Below are 18,435 nucleotides of genomic sequence, written 5' to 3' on the forward strand. Positions count from 1 at the left end.
GGCCACATTGACCTCAATCTCGCGCACCAACTGACGCTCGGAGCGAATGCCAAAGAGATAACCGACCAGTAAAGCCTTAAACAACATAGTCGGATCAAGCGGAGGTCGACCATTATCGGCGCAATATAAAGGCGCCACTTTGTCGTGAATGAAACTGAAATCAATATGCGCATCAATTTTGCGCAAAAGATGGTTGGACGGAACCAGACTATCCAGACTGACCATCTCAAGTTCCGTTTGTTGAGGACCGCGTTTTTTAAGCATTCCTCATTGAATCACAAAGGCCTCGCCAAGGCGAGACCTTTGTCAGCAATCTGAGCCTGCATGAAAATGCAGGCTGTAAGTTGGCACAAGGGTCTGATGGGGGAGGGGTCAGTCACCCTCGCCGGGGTTTTCGCTGAGTTCGGCAAGTTTTCCACTTTTGCCGTTTAGATCGTCAGCATTTGGAAGTGGATCGCGCTGGCTGGTGATGTTTGGCCAGACTTCTGCATATTTTTTGTTCAATTCGATCCATTGTTCGGTATCGGGTTCGGTATCCGGTTTAATTGCTTCGGCGGGACATTCCGGTTCACAAACGCCGCAATCAATACATTCGTCAGGATTGATGACGAGGAAGTTCTCCCCCTCGTAGAAACAGTCTACAGGGCAGACTTCCACACAGTCGGTGTATTTGCATTGAATGCAGTTTTCCATAACCACATAAGTCATTTGATACTTCCTTTACATAAATCTAGGCATGGGTTGTGCATAGCACAAAAGCAAACCTGACACGGGAGGGCGGCCCATGGCAGACGCGCAGATTTATGACGTGTCTTACCGATACACTTTAAGCTGTTCGGTATCATGATAGCCCCCTGTTTTGATCTTATTTATCATTAGTATACAAATGATTTAAGATTTGACAATATTTTTTTATTCCATTTCTAAAAAACATTAAATGCCTGTTTTTATGTGATTATTCATAAAGTCAAATCATTTTTGAAATAATATTTCTTCAAAAATGCTGCTCTGCGACATAAAAAATAATATGTGTGCATTTGATTTGTGTTTGACAGTCCATTTTTTTGTTCGCATACTAATTTTACATTAGCACACAAACGAAATGAAATTCTTAAATAGGGTGCGTTCGACAAAGATGACATATGTATTACCGAAGACGCTGGCAGAAGCGTTGGAGATCTCGGCAGGACAGGAAATGACAGTGCTGGCAGGTGGGACGGATGTGTTCCCTGCGGCGACTTCTCTGGGGATGCCTGACAACATTATGGATATTTCCGCGATCAATGATTTGCGCGGTATTTCAGATACTGATGACCATTACCGGTTTGGCGCCCTGACTACATGGTCTGATATTGCAAACGCCGATTTGCCCGCCCAGTTTGATTGTCTGAAACAGGCTGCGCTGGAAGTCGGGTCCATCCAGATTCAAAATGCAGGCACCATTGCGGGCAACCTATGTAACGCCTCACCTGCGGCAGACGGTGTGCCGCCGCTTCTGGCTTTAAATGCACAAGTGGAGCTGTCCTCTCAAGACGGTGTACGTGTGTTGCCGATCCAAGAGTTTGTCTTGGGCAACCGTCGCACAGCCTTACAGCCTGGTGAATTGGTCAGCGCGGTGCTGGTCCCGAAAGACCTGTCCGCTGCACACAGTCACTTTATTAAACTGGGGTCACGCAAATACCTTGTGATCTCCATCACTATGGTTGCGGTGATTGTCGAGGTGGATGACCAAAGCAAGATTACACAGGCTCGCATTAGTGTGGGTGCCTGTTCAGAAGTTGCGATGCGCATTTATGCGTTGGAACAAGCGCTGATCGGGTGTGCAGCTTCAGAAGTCGCGACTTTAGTAAAAGCAGATTATTTTTCGTGTCTCAGTCCCATCAGTGACGTGCGTGCAAAGGCGGAATATCGCCGCAATGCAGCGGTTGAACTGGTCACACGGGCCTTGGCAAAATGTGCGGAGACACTCTAATGGAAAATCAGAAAATGGAAATTTCGTTCAACCTCAATGGGAAGTCTGTTCAGGTTGACACGGACCCATCCTATCGCCTGACCAAAGTGTTGCGCGATGTGCTGAAACTTAAAGGCACAAAAGTCGGTTGTGACGCCGGGGACTGCGGTGCTTGTTCTGTCCTGATGAACGGGGAAGTGGTGTGCGCCTGTATGGTGCCTGCGGGTCGCCTGAATGGGGCGGAGATTGTCACGGTTGAAGGCTTAAGCGAAGAAGAGGCGATGGGCAAACTGCAAGCGTCCTTCCTGCATCACGGGGCCGCGCAATGCGGGATCTGTACGCCGGGGATGCTGACCTCTGCAACCGCGCTGTTGATGAAGACACCAAACCCATCGCGTGATGAAGTGAAAGACGCGTTGGGCGGGGTGCTCTGTCGCTGTACTGGTTATCAAAAAATCGTCGATGCGGTGGTGAATGCAAACAGCCTTGACGTAAACGCAACACCAAACGAGCCAAAAGAAGACAAAGCCGTTGGGGCGCGCTTAAAACGTATCGATGGTGACCCTAAGGTACTGGGCACAGATGTGTTTGGGGATGATGGCGCACCGGAAGAGGCGTTGCGTGTGGTCGCTATCCGATCACCATACCATCGTGCGTCCTTTGAATTTGGTGATCTGGACGCGTACCAAAAAGCCAACCCTGAAATTGAATTGATCTTAAGCGCAAAAGACATTCCAGGCCGCAACTTGTTTGGTGTGATTGAACCGATGGCGGACCAGCCTGTCTTTGCAGAAACCGAAGCCCGCTTTAAAGGCGAAGCCGTGGCGGCTGTTGTGGCACCGGATGCATTTTTTGATCGCTTTAAAGTCAGTGACTTCCCGATCAGCTGGACGGAACTGAAAGCGTCCCTCATCCCGGAAGAGGCTTTGGCAGAAGGGGCTGCCCTGCTGCATGAAGATCGCGCAGGTAACACAATGGTGCGCGGGATCGTGCAGCGTGGCCCGCTGGCGGATGAATTTGCAAGTGCTGACGTGGTTGTGGAAGGCGAATTCCGCACGGGTTTCGTTGAGCATGGGTATATTGAGCCGGAAGCCGGTTTTGCCGTGCGCGTTGGGGATCGCATCGAAGTATCCGCCTGTACGCAAGCCCCTTATATGGATCGTGACTCGCTTGCCATTATTATGGATTTGGCACCGGAAGATGTGCGCATCATCCCGACCTCTGTTGGCGGTGGCTTTGGTAGTAAGCTTGACCTGTCCGTACAGCCCTTTATTGCCCTTGCCGCGTGGATGTTGAAGAAACCTGTGCGCATGACCTATTCGCGCCCTGAATCGATGATGTCCACGACCAAACGTCACCCGTCCCACATCAAAGCCAAGATTGCGGCGAAGAAAGACGGCACCCTGACGGCGATGGATTTTGATGGCGTGTTTAACACGGGCGCTTATGCATCATGGGGGCCGACGGTGGCAAACCGTGTCCCTGTCCATGCCTCCGGTCCTTACTTCTATCCGGCGTACCGCGCAAAATCCCATTCCGTGCACACCAACTGTGCACCATCCGGGGCGTTTCGTGGATTTGGGGTGCCGCAGTCCTCCATCGCGCAAGAAGGTTTGTTTGATGAATTGGCAAACAAGCTCGGTATGGATCGTCTGGACTTCCGTCTTAAAAATGCGTTGGAAAATGGGATGCCGACCGTTACCGGACAAGTGTTTGAAACCGGTGTTGGTTTTAAAGACTGTCTGGAATCGCTAAAACCCAAATGGGATGTCGCCCTTAAAGAAGCAGACGCCTTTAACGCTGCAAACGCATCTGGCAGCAAACGCCGTGGCGTTGGGGTTGCGGGCATGTGGTATGGCTGTGGCAATACCTCATTGCCTAACCCTTCAACCATGAAAGTGGGCATCAAGGCAGATGGTCGCTGTATCCTGTTCCAAGGGGCGGTGGATATCGGTCAGGGGTCCAACACAGTCATGACGCAAATCTGTGCGGATGCGGCCGGTCTGGAGTTTGCGGACTTTGAAATTATCACAGGGGATACGGACCTGACGGCGGACGCGGGTAAAACATCTGCATCACGTCAGACCTTTATCTCCGGTAAGGCGTCTTATCTGGCAGGGCTTGAGCTGCGCAACGTGATTTTGCGTCAAGTCAACGCCTCAGAAAACGCCACCATCAAACTATCAGCCACTGATAAAACGCTGATCGTCACTGATGCGGGTGGGGAACATGTGATCGACCTGTCCAGCTTGCCCCAAGATAAAGACGGCTTCGTGCTGTTTGGGGAAGGCACCTACGATCCGCCGACCTCCCCGCTGGATGAAAACGGTCAGGGTATCCCTTACGCCATGTTTGGCTACGGCGCGCATATGATGGAGCTGGAAGTGGATATAAAGCTGGGCACGGTCAAGTTGCTGCGTCTGGTTGCCGCCCATGACGTGGGCCAAGCGATTAACCCGATGCTGGTGGAAGGCCAAGTTGAAGGCGGGTCGGCCCAAGGGATCGGTCTGGCCTTGTTGGAAGAATTTATTCCGGGTCGTAACGAAAACCTGCACGATTATTTGATCCCGACTGTTGGCGACATGCCATCTGTTGAAACGATCTTGGTTGAAGCCAAAGACCCGCATGGGCCTTACGGGGCGAAAGGTATTGGGGAACAAGTCTTGATCCCGACAGCACCGGCAATTTTGAATGCGATCCACCACGCAACAGGGGCGCGGATCTATCAGGTGCCTGCAACACCGGATCGGGTGCTGGATGCGATCCAAGGCACAAAAGGAACAAACTGATGACAGAACAAGAAAAAAACAGCGTTGTGCAATGTGATGCCTGTCCGGTGCGATGCCGGATCAAGTTTGGACGGGCAGGGGCGTGCGACCGTTACGCCAACCTTGATGGGGAACTGGCCCGGGTTGATCCGTTGGTGATTGTGGAACGTGCGAAGAAAGACGGCGAGAAACTGATCCCGTTCTTGAGCAAAGAACATGAATGGAGTGGCGATATCGTCGTTGCTGACCAACACTTTGTGACCGCCGTTGGCGCAGGTACGACGTACCCTGATTACAAACCCGCCCCCTTTATCGTGTCGAGCGAAGTCAATGGCATCGATATGGTGACGGTGGTGACGGAAGGGATCTTTAGCTATTGCGGCGTGAAGATCAAAATCGACACAGACCGTCACTTGGGTCACGAACAAGCCACCGTGCGCTGCGAAGGCGAAGCGGTCGGGCATGTGACCACAGGGGAATATGGCTCTCAAATGCTGTCCCTTGGTGGGGTGGAACATTTGACAGGCGGGTCCAAAAAAGAAGGGCGCGTTACGTGCCAGTGCTTGTTAGACCTTTGTAATGGTCAGGCGGTGACTTTAAATGTGGATGACGGCGTGGAAATCGTCGTTCAGGCCGGTCAGCCGCCGATCATCAATGGTGTTAAAGAAGAACGTATGCGTGTGGGCTGTGGGTCCGCGACCATCGGTATGTTTGCCAAACAATGGCGTGACCATGTGGACGATGTGGTCGTGGTTGATGACCACATTACAGGCGTCATGAGTGAACACCAAGCTGGTAAGCTGTTGGACGTGGAACCATCCGGTATCGTGATCAAGGGCCGTCGCTCCACACCGGGTCGTTATTTTCAGGTGGCAAGCCCTGGCACAGGGTGGGGCGGGACGGACATTGATGATCCGCTGTCTATCCTTGGCGACTTTAAAGAAAAAGAAGCAAAACCCGGTCAATCCCTGCTGATGGTCAGCACAACGGGGGAACATTTTGGTTATTTTGAACTAGATGACACCCTTAAGCCCGTTGAAAAAGAATTGCCGGATGAGCTGAAAGCATCTGTGATGCGTATTCAGGAAAACTGCGAGCCTGCGATGTGTTCGGTTATGTTTATCGGGGGGGCCGGTGGTTCCTTGCGCGCAGGTGTGACAGAAAACCCGGTCAAGCTGACCAAGTCGGTTAAAGATACGCTGACCCATGTGACAAGTGGCGGTGCCGATGTGTTTATCTGGCCGGGCGGCGGCATTACCTACATGGTGGATGTGACGACCATGCCGGAAAATTCATTTGGCTATGTCCCGACACCTGCGTTGGTGGCCCCGATCGAATTTTCCATGCGTCTGGATGACTATCAGGCTTTGGGCGGTCATATGGACTCCGTTCAAAAGCTGGAAGATGTCTTGGCAGCAACAAAAATCCGTCAAGTCGGTCAAAATCAGGAAGCAAGCTGGCCGATGGCCTCCAAACACTATGAATGGGGGCCGGAAGGGTAACTAAATGTATCAGCACCATTCGGCACAACTCCCTGACGGCAAAAGGCTGCACCTTCAACAAGGCCCGATTGATCTGATCATCGCGGCTGAAGGCACGGAGACTGAGGTTCAAAAAGCTTTTGAGCAAGCGAACCTTGTCTTTGACGGTCTTTTGGCTCGACTGGTCCTGGATTTGGGGGCGCTTCGTTCCCCTTATTCCGCTGACCTGTTGGTTCATGGGGATGTGGCACAAAGAATGGTGCGTGCAGTTGCCCCGTTTGCAAGCCAGTTTGTCACGCCCATGGCAGCGGTGGCGGGTTCGGTGGCGGATCATGTCTGTCAGCACATCTGCAAGACGTGTGATTTAACCAAGCTGTATGTCAATAACGGCGGCGATATCGCTTTGTTTTTGGCAAGCGGAGAAAGCTATCGCGTCGGTTTGGTTGCAGATGTGGAACAGCCAGACTTAAACGGCACGATTGATATCACCGCTGATCAAGGCATCGGCGGGATCGCAAGCAGTGGCTGGAAAGGTCGCAGTCATTCCTTCGGGATTGCAGATACCGTGACGGTTTTGGCAGACTGTGCCGCAGAGGCCGATGTGGCGGCGACCTTGATCGCCAATGCGGTCAATTTGCCTGCGTGCGATAAAATTACGCGTCAACCCGCCCATAGCCTTGATCTGGATAGTGATCTGGGCGAGCGTCTGGTCACAGTCGATGTCAAACGCCTGAGTGCGGACGAAGTTGAAGAAGCCCTGAGCGCAGGTGAAGCGCAGGCGCAAGAATATCTGGCACAGGGGCTGATCAAAGCCTGTGCCCTTACTTTACAGGGAAGTACCCGCGTTGTCGGGACCATGTGCCTTCCCACAATTTTACAATCAACACAACTAAACCAGTTAGAAGGAGCGCAGTTGTAATGCCTGCTATCGAAGAAAGAAAACGAGTTCTTCTGAGCGAAGAAATTTACCATGAAGGTGGACCTGTCGCTGCGAAACCATTGCGCCGCGTCGCCGGGATCACGGTTATCAAAAACCCTTATGCGGGCGGATATGTTGAAGACATCACCCCGTTTATGAAGGATCTGGAAGCTCTTGGCCTGTCCTTGGCAAAAGATGTCCTGAAAGCAACGGGCGTGAGTGCTGCTGAAATTCAAGGCTATGGCAAAGGCGCAATCGTCGGTGAAGCTGGCGAGTTGGAACATGGCGCGCTGTGGCACGTTCCGGGTGGCTATGCCATGCGCGAAATGTTGCATGATTCAAAAGCGATTGTCCCGTCTACCAAAAAAGTAGGGGGCGTGGGCGCACGCCTTGATGTGCCGATCACCCACGTCAATGCCTCTTACGTACGCAGTCACTTTGATGCGATGGAAGTCGGTGTCTCTGACGGTCCGCGCGCAGACGAGTTGGCGTTTGTGCTGGTGATGACCACAGGCTCACGCATCCATGCGCGTGTCGGCGGTCTGGCAGCAGAAGATGTTGAAGGAAAGGATGGTCTGCGATGAGCAAGATGAACATCCGCAAAATCGTCACGGTGGTTGAAGAAACCCATGAGGAAATGGGGAAAGCCATTTCCCCGGCCACGCGCCGTGCAGCGGCGATTGCCGTGATTAAAAACCCGTTCGCGGGAACATATGAAGATGATTTGACGCTTCTGATGGATTTTGGTGCCGAACTTGGCGGTTTGCTGGGTGAAAAAGCGGTGAAAGCGCTGGGGATCGAACCACAGGAAGCTGAAAGTTACGGAAAAGCGGCCCTTGTCGGGGAAAATGGCGAGCTGGAACATGCAGCGGCTATTTTGCACCCGAAGCTGGGCGCGCCGCTTCGTAAAGCAGTTGAGAAAGGCGCAGCTTTGGTGCCGTCTGCCAAAAAACGTGGCGGACCGGCAACCCCGATGGATGTTCCGTTGGGTCATAAAGATGCAGCCTACGTTCGAAGCCATTTCGATGCCATGGAAGTGCGCGTGAATGACGCACCACGGGCAAACGAAATTCTGGTCGCAGTATGCGTCACAGATAGCGGTCGGCCGTTACCTCGTGTGGGTGGACTCACCCATGAAGAGGCCATCGGCGAAGACGGCTTAAGATAACTATAAAAATATTTGGGAAGATAGGGAAAGTTTTCACACAAGGAGAAGATGAATGATCACTAGAAGACAACTAATCGGCGGTGTGCTTGGCGGCGTTGTTGCTGCTATGACAATTCAGGGAGCGCAAGCTGCCGATACCATCAAAATCGGAGAAATCAACAGCTATTCTAAAATGCCTGCATTTACGGTTCCGTACCGTAACGGTTGGCAACTGGCACTGGAAGAAATCAACGCAGCAGGCGGCATTAACGGCAAGCTGGTTGAAGTGATTTCCAAAGATGATGCCGGTAAACCGGGCGAAGCGGTAACTGCCGCTAACGAACTGGTATCTAAAGATAACGTGCATATGCTGATGGGGACTTTCTTCTCCCATATCGGTTTGGCGGTATCTGACTTTGCCTTGCAAAAAGAAGTGGTGTTCGTTGCAGCAGAGCCTTTGACAGATGCGATGACATGGTCCAAGGGCCACGATTACGTGTTCCGTGTCCGTCCGAACGTCACAATCCAAGCAAGTATCCTTGCGAACGAAGCAGCCAAACTTCCGGCAAAACGCTGGGCGACGATTGCACCGAACTATGAGTACGGTAAATCTTCCGTCGAAGCCTTTAAAGCGATCCTGTCAGAAAAACGCCCGGACATCGAGTGGGTGGACGAGCAATGGCCGACACTGTTTAAAATGGATGCAGGTTCAACAGTACAAGCACTGCTGCGCTCTGAACCAGAAGCGATCTTTAACGTGACGTTCGGGTCTGACCTGACAAAATTTGTCCGCGAAGGCACAACACGTAAATTGTTTGACGGTCGTGAGGTTGTTTCCATGCTGACGGGTGAGCCGGAATATCTGGACGCGCTTCGTGATGAAGCACCTGAAGGTTGGTTGGTGACGGGTTATCCTTGGTATTCCATCGATACACCGGAACACAACGCATTCCGTTCTGCGTATGAAGCAAAGTTTGACGACTACCCACGTCTGGGTTCTATCGTTGGCTATGCGACAATGAAAGCAACAGCTGCAATTATCGCAAACTCTAAATCTTTGAAATCTGAAGATTTGATTGCTGGCGGTAAAGGTGTTGAGTTTGACACGCCGATGGGCAAAGCGTCCTTCCGTGCGGTTGATCATCAGGCAACATTGGGTGCCTATGTCGGTCGTACAGCCTTGAAAGACGACAAGGGCATTATGGTTGACTGGAAATATGAAGACGGTGCCAACCACCTGCCTGACGAAGCGACAACTAAAGAATTGCGCGGAATGTAACATGAAATCCGGCGCGCGTGAGGGGAGTCCACCTCGTGTGCGCCGTTTTTTATAATAAAAAGAGGATAAGCCAGTGGATTTTATTTTTATCCAGTTTCTTAACGGCCTTTCCAGTGCTTCGTCGTTATTTCTGGTGGCATCAGGGTTATCAATTATCTTTGGTGTGACACGGATTACCAACTTTGCACATGGTGCGTTTTATATGATGGGCGCATATGTCGCCTATACATTGACTGAGTCCTGGATGGGCGCTCTGGGGTTCTGGGGTGGATTGATTGCTGCTGCGGTTGCGGTGGCTATTTTGGGGGCACTGATCGAGATCGTTCTGTTGCGCCGTATTTACAATTCTCCCGAACTGTTTCAATTGCTGGCAACCTTCGGGGTGACGCTGGTTATTCAGGATCTTGTGATCCAGATTTGGGGTGTGGATGATCTGCTGGGTCGTCGTGCACCGGGTATGAAAGGGGCAGTTGAGATCTTTGGTCAGGCTTTCCCGACATACGAATTGATGTTAATTGTTTTAGGTCCGCTCTGTCTGGGGGCGCTGTGGCTGCTGTTTAACAAAACGCGCTGGGGTGTCTTGGTCCGTGCGGCCACTCAAGACCGCATGATGGTTTCTGCGTTGGGTGTAAATCAGGCGTGGTTGTTTACCGGCGTCTTTACGCTGGGTGTGTTCTTGGCAGCACTGGGCGGCGCGGTTCAAATCCCGCGTGATGCCGTTCACAATGCGATGGACTTGCAAATCATCGTGGAAGCTTTCGTGGTTGTTGTTATCGGTGGGTTCGGCAACGTTTTGGGTGCCTTCCTTGCCTCCTTCATTATTGCGGAACTGAACGCGTTTGGGATCTTGCTCTTCCCGAAAATCTCCATGATCTTGATGTTCTTGGTGATGGCGGTAGTTTTGGTGATCCGTCCATATGGTCTGCTGGGTAAGGCAGAAGCACATCCGCGTACCGCTTTGGGCAGCGTGATCCGTCCGTGGGCACCGTTGAGCAAACTGGGTAAGAACTGGGTCTTGGCGCTGGGGCTCGCTTTGGTCTTCCTGCCGATGTTTGCCGGTGACTTCCTGCTGAACGTGTCGACCGAAATTCTGATCTTTGCCTTGTTCGCTGCCAGCCTGCACTTGATGATGGGCGTTGGCGGCATGGTCTCCTTTGGTCATGCAGCTTATTTTGGTTTGGGTGCGTATGGCACAGCTTTGCTGGTTAAATTCCTTGGGCTATCCATGGGGGCGACAATGGTGTTAGCGCCCTTCTTGGCGGTCGCTGGCGCGATCATTTTCGGGTGGTTCTGTGTACGACTGTCGGGTGTGTATCTGGCGATGTTGACGCTGGCCTTTGCGCAAATTTCATGGTCTGTGATCTTCCAGTGGGATGATGTGACAGGCGGTGACAACGGCTTGTTGGGAATTTGGCCTGATGCGTGGGCGGCTGATCAAACCAGCTTCTATTACGTGACGTTGGCGATCGTCGGGATCAGTGTTTATGCGATCCGTCGTATTGTCTTCTCGCCCTTTGGCTATACGCTGCGTGGCTGTCGTGACTCGTTGTTGCGTGCGGATGCGATCGGGATTGACCGCCTGCGTATCCAGTGGTTCGGTTTTGTCTTGGCCGGTAGTTTTGCTGGTGTCGGTGGGGTGCTGTTTGCCTACCTTAAAGGCAGTGTCTTCCCGGATTATATCTCCATTCCGCTGTCAGTTGACGGTCTGGTGATGGTGTTGCTGGGCGGTATCCAAACTGTTGCAGGGCCGATTGTCGGGGCTGGTGTGTTTAAAGCACTGTCCACCTTTATCATCAGCCATACAGAGTTCTGGAAGATTATCCTTGGATCCTTCATCATTGTTCTGGTTGTGGCCTTCCCGCAGGGGATCGTTGGCTTCTTCCTTGAGCATTTCTCCAAGAAAAAAGACAGCATTGAGGAGGGCAAATCATGAGTTCGCTCGTCGTAAAAGGGCTTTCTAAATCCTTTGGCGGTGTGAAAGCCGTCACCAATGTGGGCTTTGAAGTTCGTAAAGGCGAACTTCTTGCCCTGATCGGTCCCAACGGGGCGGGCAAAAGCACCTGCTTTAACATGCTGAACGGTCAGTTGAAGGCAGATGGCGGCAGCATCAAGCTGTTTGGTGAGGAAATTATCGGTCTGGAACCGCGTCAGGTCTGGCGCAAAGGGGTCGGCCGTACCTTCCAGATTGCCGCGACCTTTACCTCCATGACGGTGATTGAAAACGTCCAGATGGCCTTGATCTCTCACCACAAGCGTTTGCTGTCCATGTTGCCGTTCGCAGGCTCTCTTTATAAAGAGGAAGCGTATGAGCTGCTGGAACTGGTGTCCATGCAGGATCAGGCAGAACGTCCGTGCGGGATGTTGGCTTATGGGGATGTAAAGCGCCTTGAGCTTGCCATCGCCCTTGCCAATGATCCGCAAATCTTGCTGATGGATGAACCCGCAGCGGGCATGGCCCCGAACGAGCGGATCGCCTTGATGCAACTGACAGCGGATATCGTGAAGGAAAAAGACATCAGCGTCCTGTTCACCGAACATGACATGGATGTGGTCTTTAGTCATGCCGATCGGGTGATGGTGTTGAACCGGGGGGAGTTGATCGCCTTGGGTCTGCCGTCTGAAATCCGCGAGAATGAAGAAGTCCAGTCCATCTATTTGGGGACTGGTGCGGTCTATGATGAAGAACTTGTAGGGAACGCATAATATGAAGTCAAAATTAGATGTCCATAGCCTGAACAGCTACTATGGCGGTGCGCATATCCTGACAGATGTTCATCTAAAAGCGCATGAAAGTGAAGTTGTCGCTTTATTGGGCCGAAATGGTGCTGGTAAATCAACGACCTTTGCAAGTCTGGTCGGTCTGGTCGAAAAATGCAGTGGATCCGTCATCTTTAATGATGAGGAAATCTGCGGCAAACCAACCCACGAGATTGTTCGTTTGGGTTTGGGCTACGTGCCCGAAGATCGCCGGATTTTCACCGACCTGACGGTTGAGGAAAATTTGTTGGTTGGCAAACAACCCGCGCGCGATGGCGTGCGGGAATGGACAACAGAAATGTTGTTTGAATTTTTCCCCAACCTTGCGGAAATGCGCAACCGGCCCGGCGGTCAAATGTCGGGCGGGGAGCAGCAGATGTTGACGATTGCCCGCACCTTGATGGGCAATCCGTCCCTTGTGTTGCTGGATGAACCCTCGGAAGGTCTTTCACCTAAAATTGTTGAAGAAATGGCAAGTGCTATTTTAGAGATGAAAAAATATGGATTGAGCGTTATTATCTCCGAACAGAATTTGCATTTTGCAAAATTGATTTCGGATCGCGCCTATATCATTGAAAAAGGGGTGATCCGATACGAGGGGACGATGACTGAACTCGCTCAAAATGACGAGGTTAAAAACGCGTATCTAGCAGTGTAATAACACTGCTAGATACGCCTATACCTTGATTTATAGGGAGTGAAGGATTACGATATCGTTTGTACTTTAACAAGTTTGGGGGCGTGGGAATTTGAAAGAGAGAGAAATCATCGAAAATTATAAACTGGAAGACCAGGTGGGGTTTCTCCTACGCCGGGTTATGCAGCGTCATAACAATATTTTTTCCGAACGGATCAAAAGCAAGTTAACGACGACGCAATACGCCGCTTTGGTCAAACTTTATGAAATCGGTGAATGTTCTCAAAACCAGTTGGGGCGGCATACCGCAATGGATGCCGCCACCATCAAAGGTGTTGTTGAACGTTTGAGTAAAAAAGGTCTGGTGCAGACGTCTGTTGATCAGACGGACTCTCGTCGTTTGCTTGTCTCGCTGAGCGAGAAAGGGCGCGAGATGACGCAAGAATTGATCCCGTTGGGGAAAGAGATCACAGATGAAATACTGCGACCGATTACACAAGCCAACCGCAATAAGTTGATCGATCTGCTGCAAAAGCTAAAATAATCATCTTATGTCCGGTAGGGCAAAGTAAAAGGACCGTCCCTTTATCGGGTACGGTCCTTTTTGTTTTGGTTGGCTTAGAAGTGAGCTGATCTGACCTCATTCACCGCTTGGGCACTGTGGCGGGCGGTTTTATGGGACGGGGCCAAAGCTTCGTTGTAGAAGAAGTCCGGCAGTTGGTCATCTTCGGTGACGAAACCCGCTTGCAGGTTAAATTCATGCTCCATCTTCAGAGTCTCAAGCCCTGTTTCCAGTACGAACGAGGGGTCTAGCTCACAGCCGTAGGCTGCGTTGATGGCTTCCACAATCAATTCGGAATTGGCTTCGGTGACCGAGCGTCCAAAGACACAAAGACCGAGTGAATCTGCTGCGGCACTATTTTTCTGTGCGCCCATGCTGAGTTCGGTCACTTCTTCAGTGGTTTTATCATCGCACACAATAGAGTGCATATTGCCTGCCGTATGATCAGCCCCTTGGGCAGTTAGCATCATGGTCACGCCTGTTACTTCAATGACGCGGGGATCATAGGCACTGAGGGCTTGCTTTTTGATCACCGGTATACGTTTGACGCCAAAATGTTTGCCGACACGTTCTGTTCCTTGGGCGTAGAGGCGACCTTTTTCGCTGCCTTTATGCATTTCCGTCAGGACGTCTTTGATAAAGCCTTCATCGCCAAAGTCACCGACGCCCGCTTCCATCAACACACCGATCATGGCGCCGACTTCGATACTGTCCACACCCAGATCGTTGGCGATATGATTGACGCGCGCGATCTGGTCGGGGTGGGTCAGACCACAGTTGGTGCCCATCAAGCCGATGGTCTCATATTCAAGGGGGGAGCAAATTTCTTCGCCTTGCTCATCCACATAGACGTTGCTGCATTTAATCATACAGCCCGGCATGCAGGCATGTGTCGTTTCCCCGCCGCGTCCCGCGTTCAGTTCTGCAATAAATTGACCGCCGACTTGTAGGGGACCGTCTTTCGGGTCTTGAATTTGACCGGAACTGAAGTTGCGCACCGGCATGCCGCCGATGGTGTTGGTGTAATCCCCGACCATGGCTGTACCGAGTTTGCCGAAGTTTTCAATAACCGGTTGTTCACGCAGCAGCTTGCCATATTGTTTGATGGAGCCCATGAACTTTTTGCGATCAGTGAATGGCGGCATTTTGTGACGGTCAACCACGATGGCTTTGACTTTTTTCGCTCCCATAACTGCCCCCACACCGCCGCGGGCCGCAAGGCGCACCGGGCGTTGTTCAGGATCGGTAAAGGCAATGCCGGAGGTGAGACCGAGGTATTCCCCCACCGGACCACACAGGGCAAGGCTGATTTTATCGCCATATTTTTCATGGAGCAGGCGGGAAGCTTCAAAGTTCCCTAGGCCCATGTAAGGCTCGGCAGACTCGAAAGTGATTTCGTGTTCTTTGGTGATGCGAATGACCACCCACTCGTCAGACGCTCCATAAAGGGTCAGGCCGGACAGTTCCAGTTGGCCAAGGGCAAAACCGAAGGTGCCGCCGGTGTTGGCTTCTTTAATGCCGCCGGTCAGCGGACTTTTACAGCCGACACTGAGGCGGTTACCGTTGGAGAAGTTGGACCCGGCAAAAGGCCCCGCTGAGAAAATCAGCGGATTGTCGGGGGAGAGGGGATCAACAGTTGCGACATCGTTTTCCAACAATGTCTTTGCAATAAAATGACGTCCAGCACGCGCTAGCGCTTCGCCGCTGAGGGTCTGTGTTTCGATTGATCTGTCGTTGAGATCAATGTGAAAATATTTACGCATGGGGGCAAGCCTCCGGTTGAATGGTGTCTTTTCATCTATTGTTTTTTTGCAAGTATACTAATTTATTTAGTGTATGTATGCAAACAAATTGATTGGTATGGGTATTTATATAAAAACTGTTTTAAATCAATTTATTATGATTTACTAAGTAAATGTGAGGCTGGTTGTTTTTTATAAAAATTATTGAAATGGTTAAAATTAATTGACGGTATACAAATAATTTAGCACACTCATTTTAAAGGTGGCTTCTCGATCTGTTTGGGGGGCTTGTACCCATGGAATAGAAACAGGCAGTGAGGTCTTCAACATGAGTGGCGTTAAAAATTCTTTGGTGATTAAAAATATCGGTTTGATTTTAAGTGGTGATCTGGAAAATCCGGTTCTCAGCGCCGATACAATTTTGGTTGAAGACGGGCTGATTAAGCAGATCGGTTATGAAAAAGACGTGGATGTGGACAGTGCGAAAGTGGTTGTCGATGCCATGGGCACGACCGTAACCCCGGGCCTGATCGACAGTCACGTGCACCCTGTTGCAGGTGATTGGACGCCGCGCCAAAACCAAATGAGCTGGATTGATAGTTCCTTAAACGGCGGGGTCACGACCATGATTTCTGCCGGGGAAGTACACATGCCGGGCCGCCCGAAAGATATTGTTGGGCTAAAAGCCATGGCGATTGCGTCGCAACGGGCTTTTGAAAACTTCCGTCCCAGCGGCGTAAAGGTGATCGCAGGCGCGCCTGTCATCGAACAGGGTATGGAAGAAAACGATTTTAAAGAACTGGCGGAAGCAGGCGTTAAGCTGTTGGGCGAAGTTGGTCTGGGCAGCGTCAAGGCGGGCTATGAAGCCAAAGAGATGGTCGCCTGGGCGCGTAAATACGGTATCCAAAGTACGATCCATACGGGCGGGCCGTCCATTCCCGGTTCTGGCCTGATTGATAAAGATGTGGTGCTGGAAGCGGATGCGGACATTATCGGGCATATCAATGGCGGGCACACAGCCTTGCCGGATGATCAGATTACCTGCCTGTGTGAAAGCTGCGGACGCGGGATCGAGATTGTCCATAACGGCAACGAACGATCCGGCTTGTTGGCCCTGCGCACAGCACGCGAATTAAACCAGCTGGAACGTGTGATCCTGGGTACCGATGGTCCGGCAGGGTCTGGTGTGCAGCCCTTGGGGATTTTGCGCATGGTGTCCATGTTGTCGTCCCTTGGCGATGTCCCGGCGGAACAGGCGATCTGTCTTGCAACAGGTAACACGGCAAAAATGCGCGATCTGGAATGTGGGCTTATTCAGGTCGGCAAGTCTGCTGATTTTGTGATTATGGATAAAGCACAACATACTGCGGGCAAAACCATCCTTGAAAGTATCGAACTGGGTGATTTGCCGGGGATCGGCATGACGATTATTGACGGGATTGTGCGCACAGAACGTAGCCGCAATACACCGCCAGCAACCTCCTTGCCACAAATCGTTAGATCGGCGTAAGGTACGTTTATGGCAAACCACCTCTCACAGGCCTTAAATCATTGGTTTGAAAATAAAGATCATACCCAATGGGTGCTGGGCACCATCTATAAAACAGAAAAATCCGCCTATCGCAAGGCGGGGGCTATGATGTTGATAGATGGGTTTGGTCAGCAATATGGCCTGTTGAGCGGCGGCTGTCTGGAAGCCGATATCAAGCTGAATGCCAAACGGGTGATGCAGACAGGTAAATCTCTGCTGCTGACCTATGATTCACAGGACGAGGATGATTTGGCGTTTCAAATCGGCATCGGCTGCGGCGGTGTGGTCCATATTATCCTGCAGCCGATCACCGCTGAAAATGATCTGGGACTGTCCGACCTGCGCGAGGCGCTGAATAATCGTCGCGGCGGGGTGTATCGTCAGTTGATCGCGGACAAACAAGCACCCGAAGCGACGTTTGACTTTAACGGTCCCTTGCAAAATTTTGATATCGCACAACGCTCAACGCTAGAGTCCCGAGAGGGGGCGGAGTGGCTGGTCACGCAGATCAGACCTGATCCGCATCTGTTGATCGTGGGCGGTGGCCCCGATGCCATGCCGGTTGTGGAAATGGCAAAGCGGATGGGGTGGTATGTCAGCCTTGTGGATCCGCGCGCCGCAAATGCCCGAAAAGAATTTTTCGCAAGCGCAGACGTGATTGGGCGGGAAATGGGCGCTGAGTTGACCCAATATGCCCATGAGAGTAGCATCGATGCGGTTGTCCTCATGGCCCATAGTGTCAGTCTGGATGCACAGGCCTTGAAAGATTTGCATAAGGTGGAAAGCCTGAAATATCTCGCCCTCTTAGGGCCGCGCCATCGCCATGATACGGTGTTGGACGAAGCGGGGATAAACTGGCAGGATGCGATTGTGCCGATTTCCGGTCCGGCGGGGCTGGATATCGGTGGGGATTTGCCAGAAGCGATTGCTTTGTCTATTCTGTCGGAATGTCATGCCGCCTTGCATGGCCGTACCGCAACCTCTTTATCGAAGACTTTATGAAAATTGCCTATCTGATATTAGCTGCTGGTCAAGCCTCGCGTTTTGGGTCCTCCAAGCAATTGGCGCGCTTGCCTTCTGGTCAGACGATTATTGAGCAGGCGATCACACGGTTGCCCGAAAGGGTTCGCGAAGATACGTATGTTGTTGTCGGGGCTTATCGCGATCAAATAATCCCATTGTTGCGGGGTGTAACGGTCATGGTTCATGAAAACTGGGCAGCAGGGCTGGGGAGTTCCCTTTCCCACGGTGTTGCGCAAGTGGTGGATCAGGGGGCGTATGATGCCATTTTAATCGGGTTGGCAGATCAGGTCGCCGTGACGATGGCAGACCTTGAACGGGTGTTGGACGGCGCCAGCAAGGGATGCGTCGTGTGCGCCCGGTATGCGGGGCAGCGCGGTGTTCCTGCCCTTTTTCCAAAAGAGAAGTTTGCCGAGTTGATCGCTTTGTCGGGGGATAGTGGGGCGAAAAAGTTGTTGAACAGCAGGGCTGGCGATGTGATGGAAATTGATCTTCCCAATGCGCAATATGATATTGATACCGTGCGTGACCTTGAGGTATTTGCGCAAGGCCAGCGGGATTAAAACGCGTTCTCTAAAAGCGGGATGTTTGTGGAAAATGCTCCCAAGAGAAAAATAATTTTTGTCGTACATAAGCCTTAT

17 protein-coding genes are annotated in these 18,435 nt (G+C 51.6%); 14 read left to right on the forward strand and 3 right to left on the reverse strand.

What is annotated here, in order from left to right:
• Together Q397_RS22510 and fdxA are read right to left on the reverse strand one after the other, a co-directional pair.
• Window positions 1-264: transposase (locus tag Q397_RS22510; protein WP_028879328.1), on the reverse strand; the 264-nt coding region annotated here is incomplete at its 3' end.
• Window positions 265-372: 108 nt separating this feature from the next.
• On the reverse strand, window positions 373-708 hold the full coding sequence (gene fdxA / locus Q397_RS0113215; RefSeq protein WP_028879820.1) for a ferredoxin FdxA: 336 nt from the start codon (window positions 706-708) through the stop codon (window positions 373-375).
• Window positions 709-1,135: 427 nt separating this feature from the next.
• Between fdxA and Q397_RS0113220 the strand changes: the two genes are divergently transcribed.
• The 11 genes from Q397_RS0113220 to Q397_RS0113270 all read left to right on the forward strand — a co-directional run bounded on the left by Q397_RS0113220 (window position 1,136) and on the right by Q397_RS0113270 (window position 13,483).
• On the forward strand, window positions 1,136-1,972 hold the full coding sequence (locus tag Q397_RS0113220; protein ID WP_028879821.1) for an FAD binding domain-containing protein: 837 nt from the start codon (window positions 1,136-1,138) through the stop codon (window positions 1,970-1,972).
• Window positions 1,972-4,740, forward strand: coding sequence for a molybdopterin-dependent oxidoreductase (locus Q397_RS0113225; RefSeq protein ID WP_038013940.1), 2,769 nt, complete (start codon window positions 1,972-1,974; stop codon window positions 4,738-4,740). The genes Q397_RS0113220 and Q397_RS0113225 overlap by 1 nt, the downstream gene beginning before the upstream one ends.
• On the forward strand, window positions 4,740-6,221 hold the full coding sequence (locus Q397_RS22515; RefSeq protein WP_038013941.1) for a 6-hydroxynicotinate reductase: 1,482 nt from the start codon (window positions 4,740-4,742) through the stop codon (window positions 6,219-6,221). The genes Q397_RS0113225 and Q397_RS22515 overlap by 1 nt, the downstream gene beginning before the upstream one ends.
• Before the next feature lie 4 nt (window positions 6,222-6,225).
• A complete protein-coding gene (locus Q397_RS22520) occupies window positions 6,226-7,119 on the forward strand; it encodes a UPF0280 family protein (protein ID WP_038013943.1) in 894 nt (297 codons plus the stop codon).
• Window positions 7,119-7,703, forward strand: a complete 585-nt coding sequence (locus Q397_RS0113240) for an amino acid synthesis family protein (RefSeq protein ID WP_028879823.1) — start codon at window positions 7,119-7,121, stop codon at window positions 7,701-7,703. Before Q397_RS22520 ends, Q397_RS0113240 begins: the two co-directional genes overlap by 1 nt.
• Window positions 7,700-8,287: an amino acid synthesis family protein gene (locus tag Q397_RS0113245; RefSeq protein WP_028879824.1), complete on the forward strand. Its 588-nt coding sequence runs from the start codon at window positions 7,700-7,702 to the stop codon at window positions 8,285-8,287. Before Q397_RS0113240 ends, Q397_RS0113245 begins: the two co-directional genes overlap by 4 nt.
• 52 nt (window positions 8,288-8,339) lie before the next feature.
• Complete coding sequence (locus Q397_RS0113250) at window positions 8,340-9,545, forward strand: ABC transporter substrate-binding protein (protein WP_028879825.1); 1,206 nt, start codon at window positions 8,340-8,342, stop codon at window positions 9,543-9,545.
• A 73-nt stretch (window positions 9,546-9,618) separates the two neighbouring features.
• Window positions 9,619-11,478, forward strand: a complete 1,860-nt coding sequence (locus Q397_RS0113255) for an ABC transporter permease (protein ID WP_028879826.1) — start codon at window positions 9,619-9,621, stop codon at window positions 11,476-11,478.
• Window positions 11,475-12,248, forward strand: a complete 774-nt coding sequence (locus Q397_RS0113260) for an ABC transporter ATP-binding protein (RefSeq protein ID WP_038013944.1) — start codon at window positions 11,475-11,477, stop codon at window positions 12,246-12,248. The genes Q397_RS0113255 and Q397_RS0113260 overlap by 4 nt, the downstream gene beginning before the upstream one ends.
• Window position 12,249: 1 nt before the next feature.
• Complete coding sequence (locus Q397_RS0113265; RefSeq protein WP_028879828.1) at window positions 12,250-12,960, forward strand: ABC transporter ATP-binding protein; 711 nt, start codon at window positions 12,250-12,252, stop codon at window positions 12,958-12,960.
• Window positions 12,961-13,051: 91 nt separating this feature from the next.
• Entirely contained in the window at window positions 13,052-13,483 is a 432-nt protein-coding gene (locus Q397_RS0113270; protein WP_028879829.1) for a MarR family winged helix-turn-helix transcriptional regulator, read from the forward strand.
• A gap of 74 nt (window positions 13,484-13,557) precedes the next feature.
• Here Q397_RS0113270 and Q397_RS0113275 read toward each other — a convergent pair whose 3' ends face one another.
• Window positions 13,558-15,264: an aldehyde ferredoxin oxidoreductase C-terminal domain-containing protein gene (locus Q397_RS0113275; protein ID WP_028879830.1), complete on the reverse strand. Its 1,707-nt coding sequence runs from the start codon at window positions 15,262-15,264 to the stop codon at window positions 13,558-13,560.
• Window positions 15,265-15,571: 307 nt separating this feature from the next.
• On the opposite strand from Q397_RS0113275, the gene Q397_RS0113280 reads away from it, so the two are divergent.
• Genes Q397_RS0113280 through Q397_RS0113290 form a run of 3 tightly spaced genes read left to right on the forward strand, consistent with a single transcriptional unit; the run spans window position 15,572 to window position 18,357 of the window.
• On the forward strand, window positions 15,572-16,753 hold the full coding sequence (locus Q397_RS0113280) for an amidohydrolase family protein (protein ID WP_028879831.1): 1,182 nt from the start codon (window positions 15,572-15,574) through the stop codon (window positions 16,751-16,753).
• Window positions 16,754-16,762: 9 nt separating this feature from the next.
• On the forward strand, window positions 16,763-17,776 hold the full coding sequence (locus Q397_RS0113285) for an XdhC family protein (RefSeq protein WP_028879832.1): 1,014 nt from the start codon (window positions 16,763-16,765) through the stop codon (window positions 17,774-17,776).
• Window positions 17,773-18,357: a nucleotidyltransferase family protein gene (locus Q397_RS0113290; RefSeq protein WP_038013947.1), complete on the forward strand. Its 585-nt coding sequence runs from the start codon at window positions 17,773-17,775 to the stop codon at window positions 18,355-18,357. The genes Q397_RS0113285 and Q397_RS0113290 overlap by 4 nt, the downstream gene beginning before the upstream one ends.
• Window positions 18,358-18,435 lie beyond the last annotated feature (78 nt).

Origin of the sequence: Terasakiella pusilla DSM 6293, from assembly GCF_000688235.1 — a bacterium.
GTDB lineage: Bacteria > Pseudomonadota > Alphaproteobacteria > Rhodospirillales > Terasakiellaceae > Terasakiella > Terasakiella pusilla.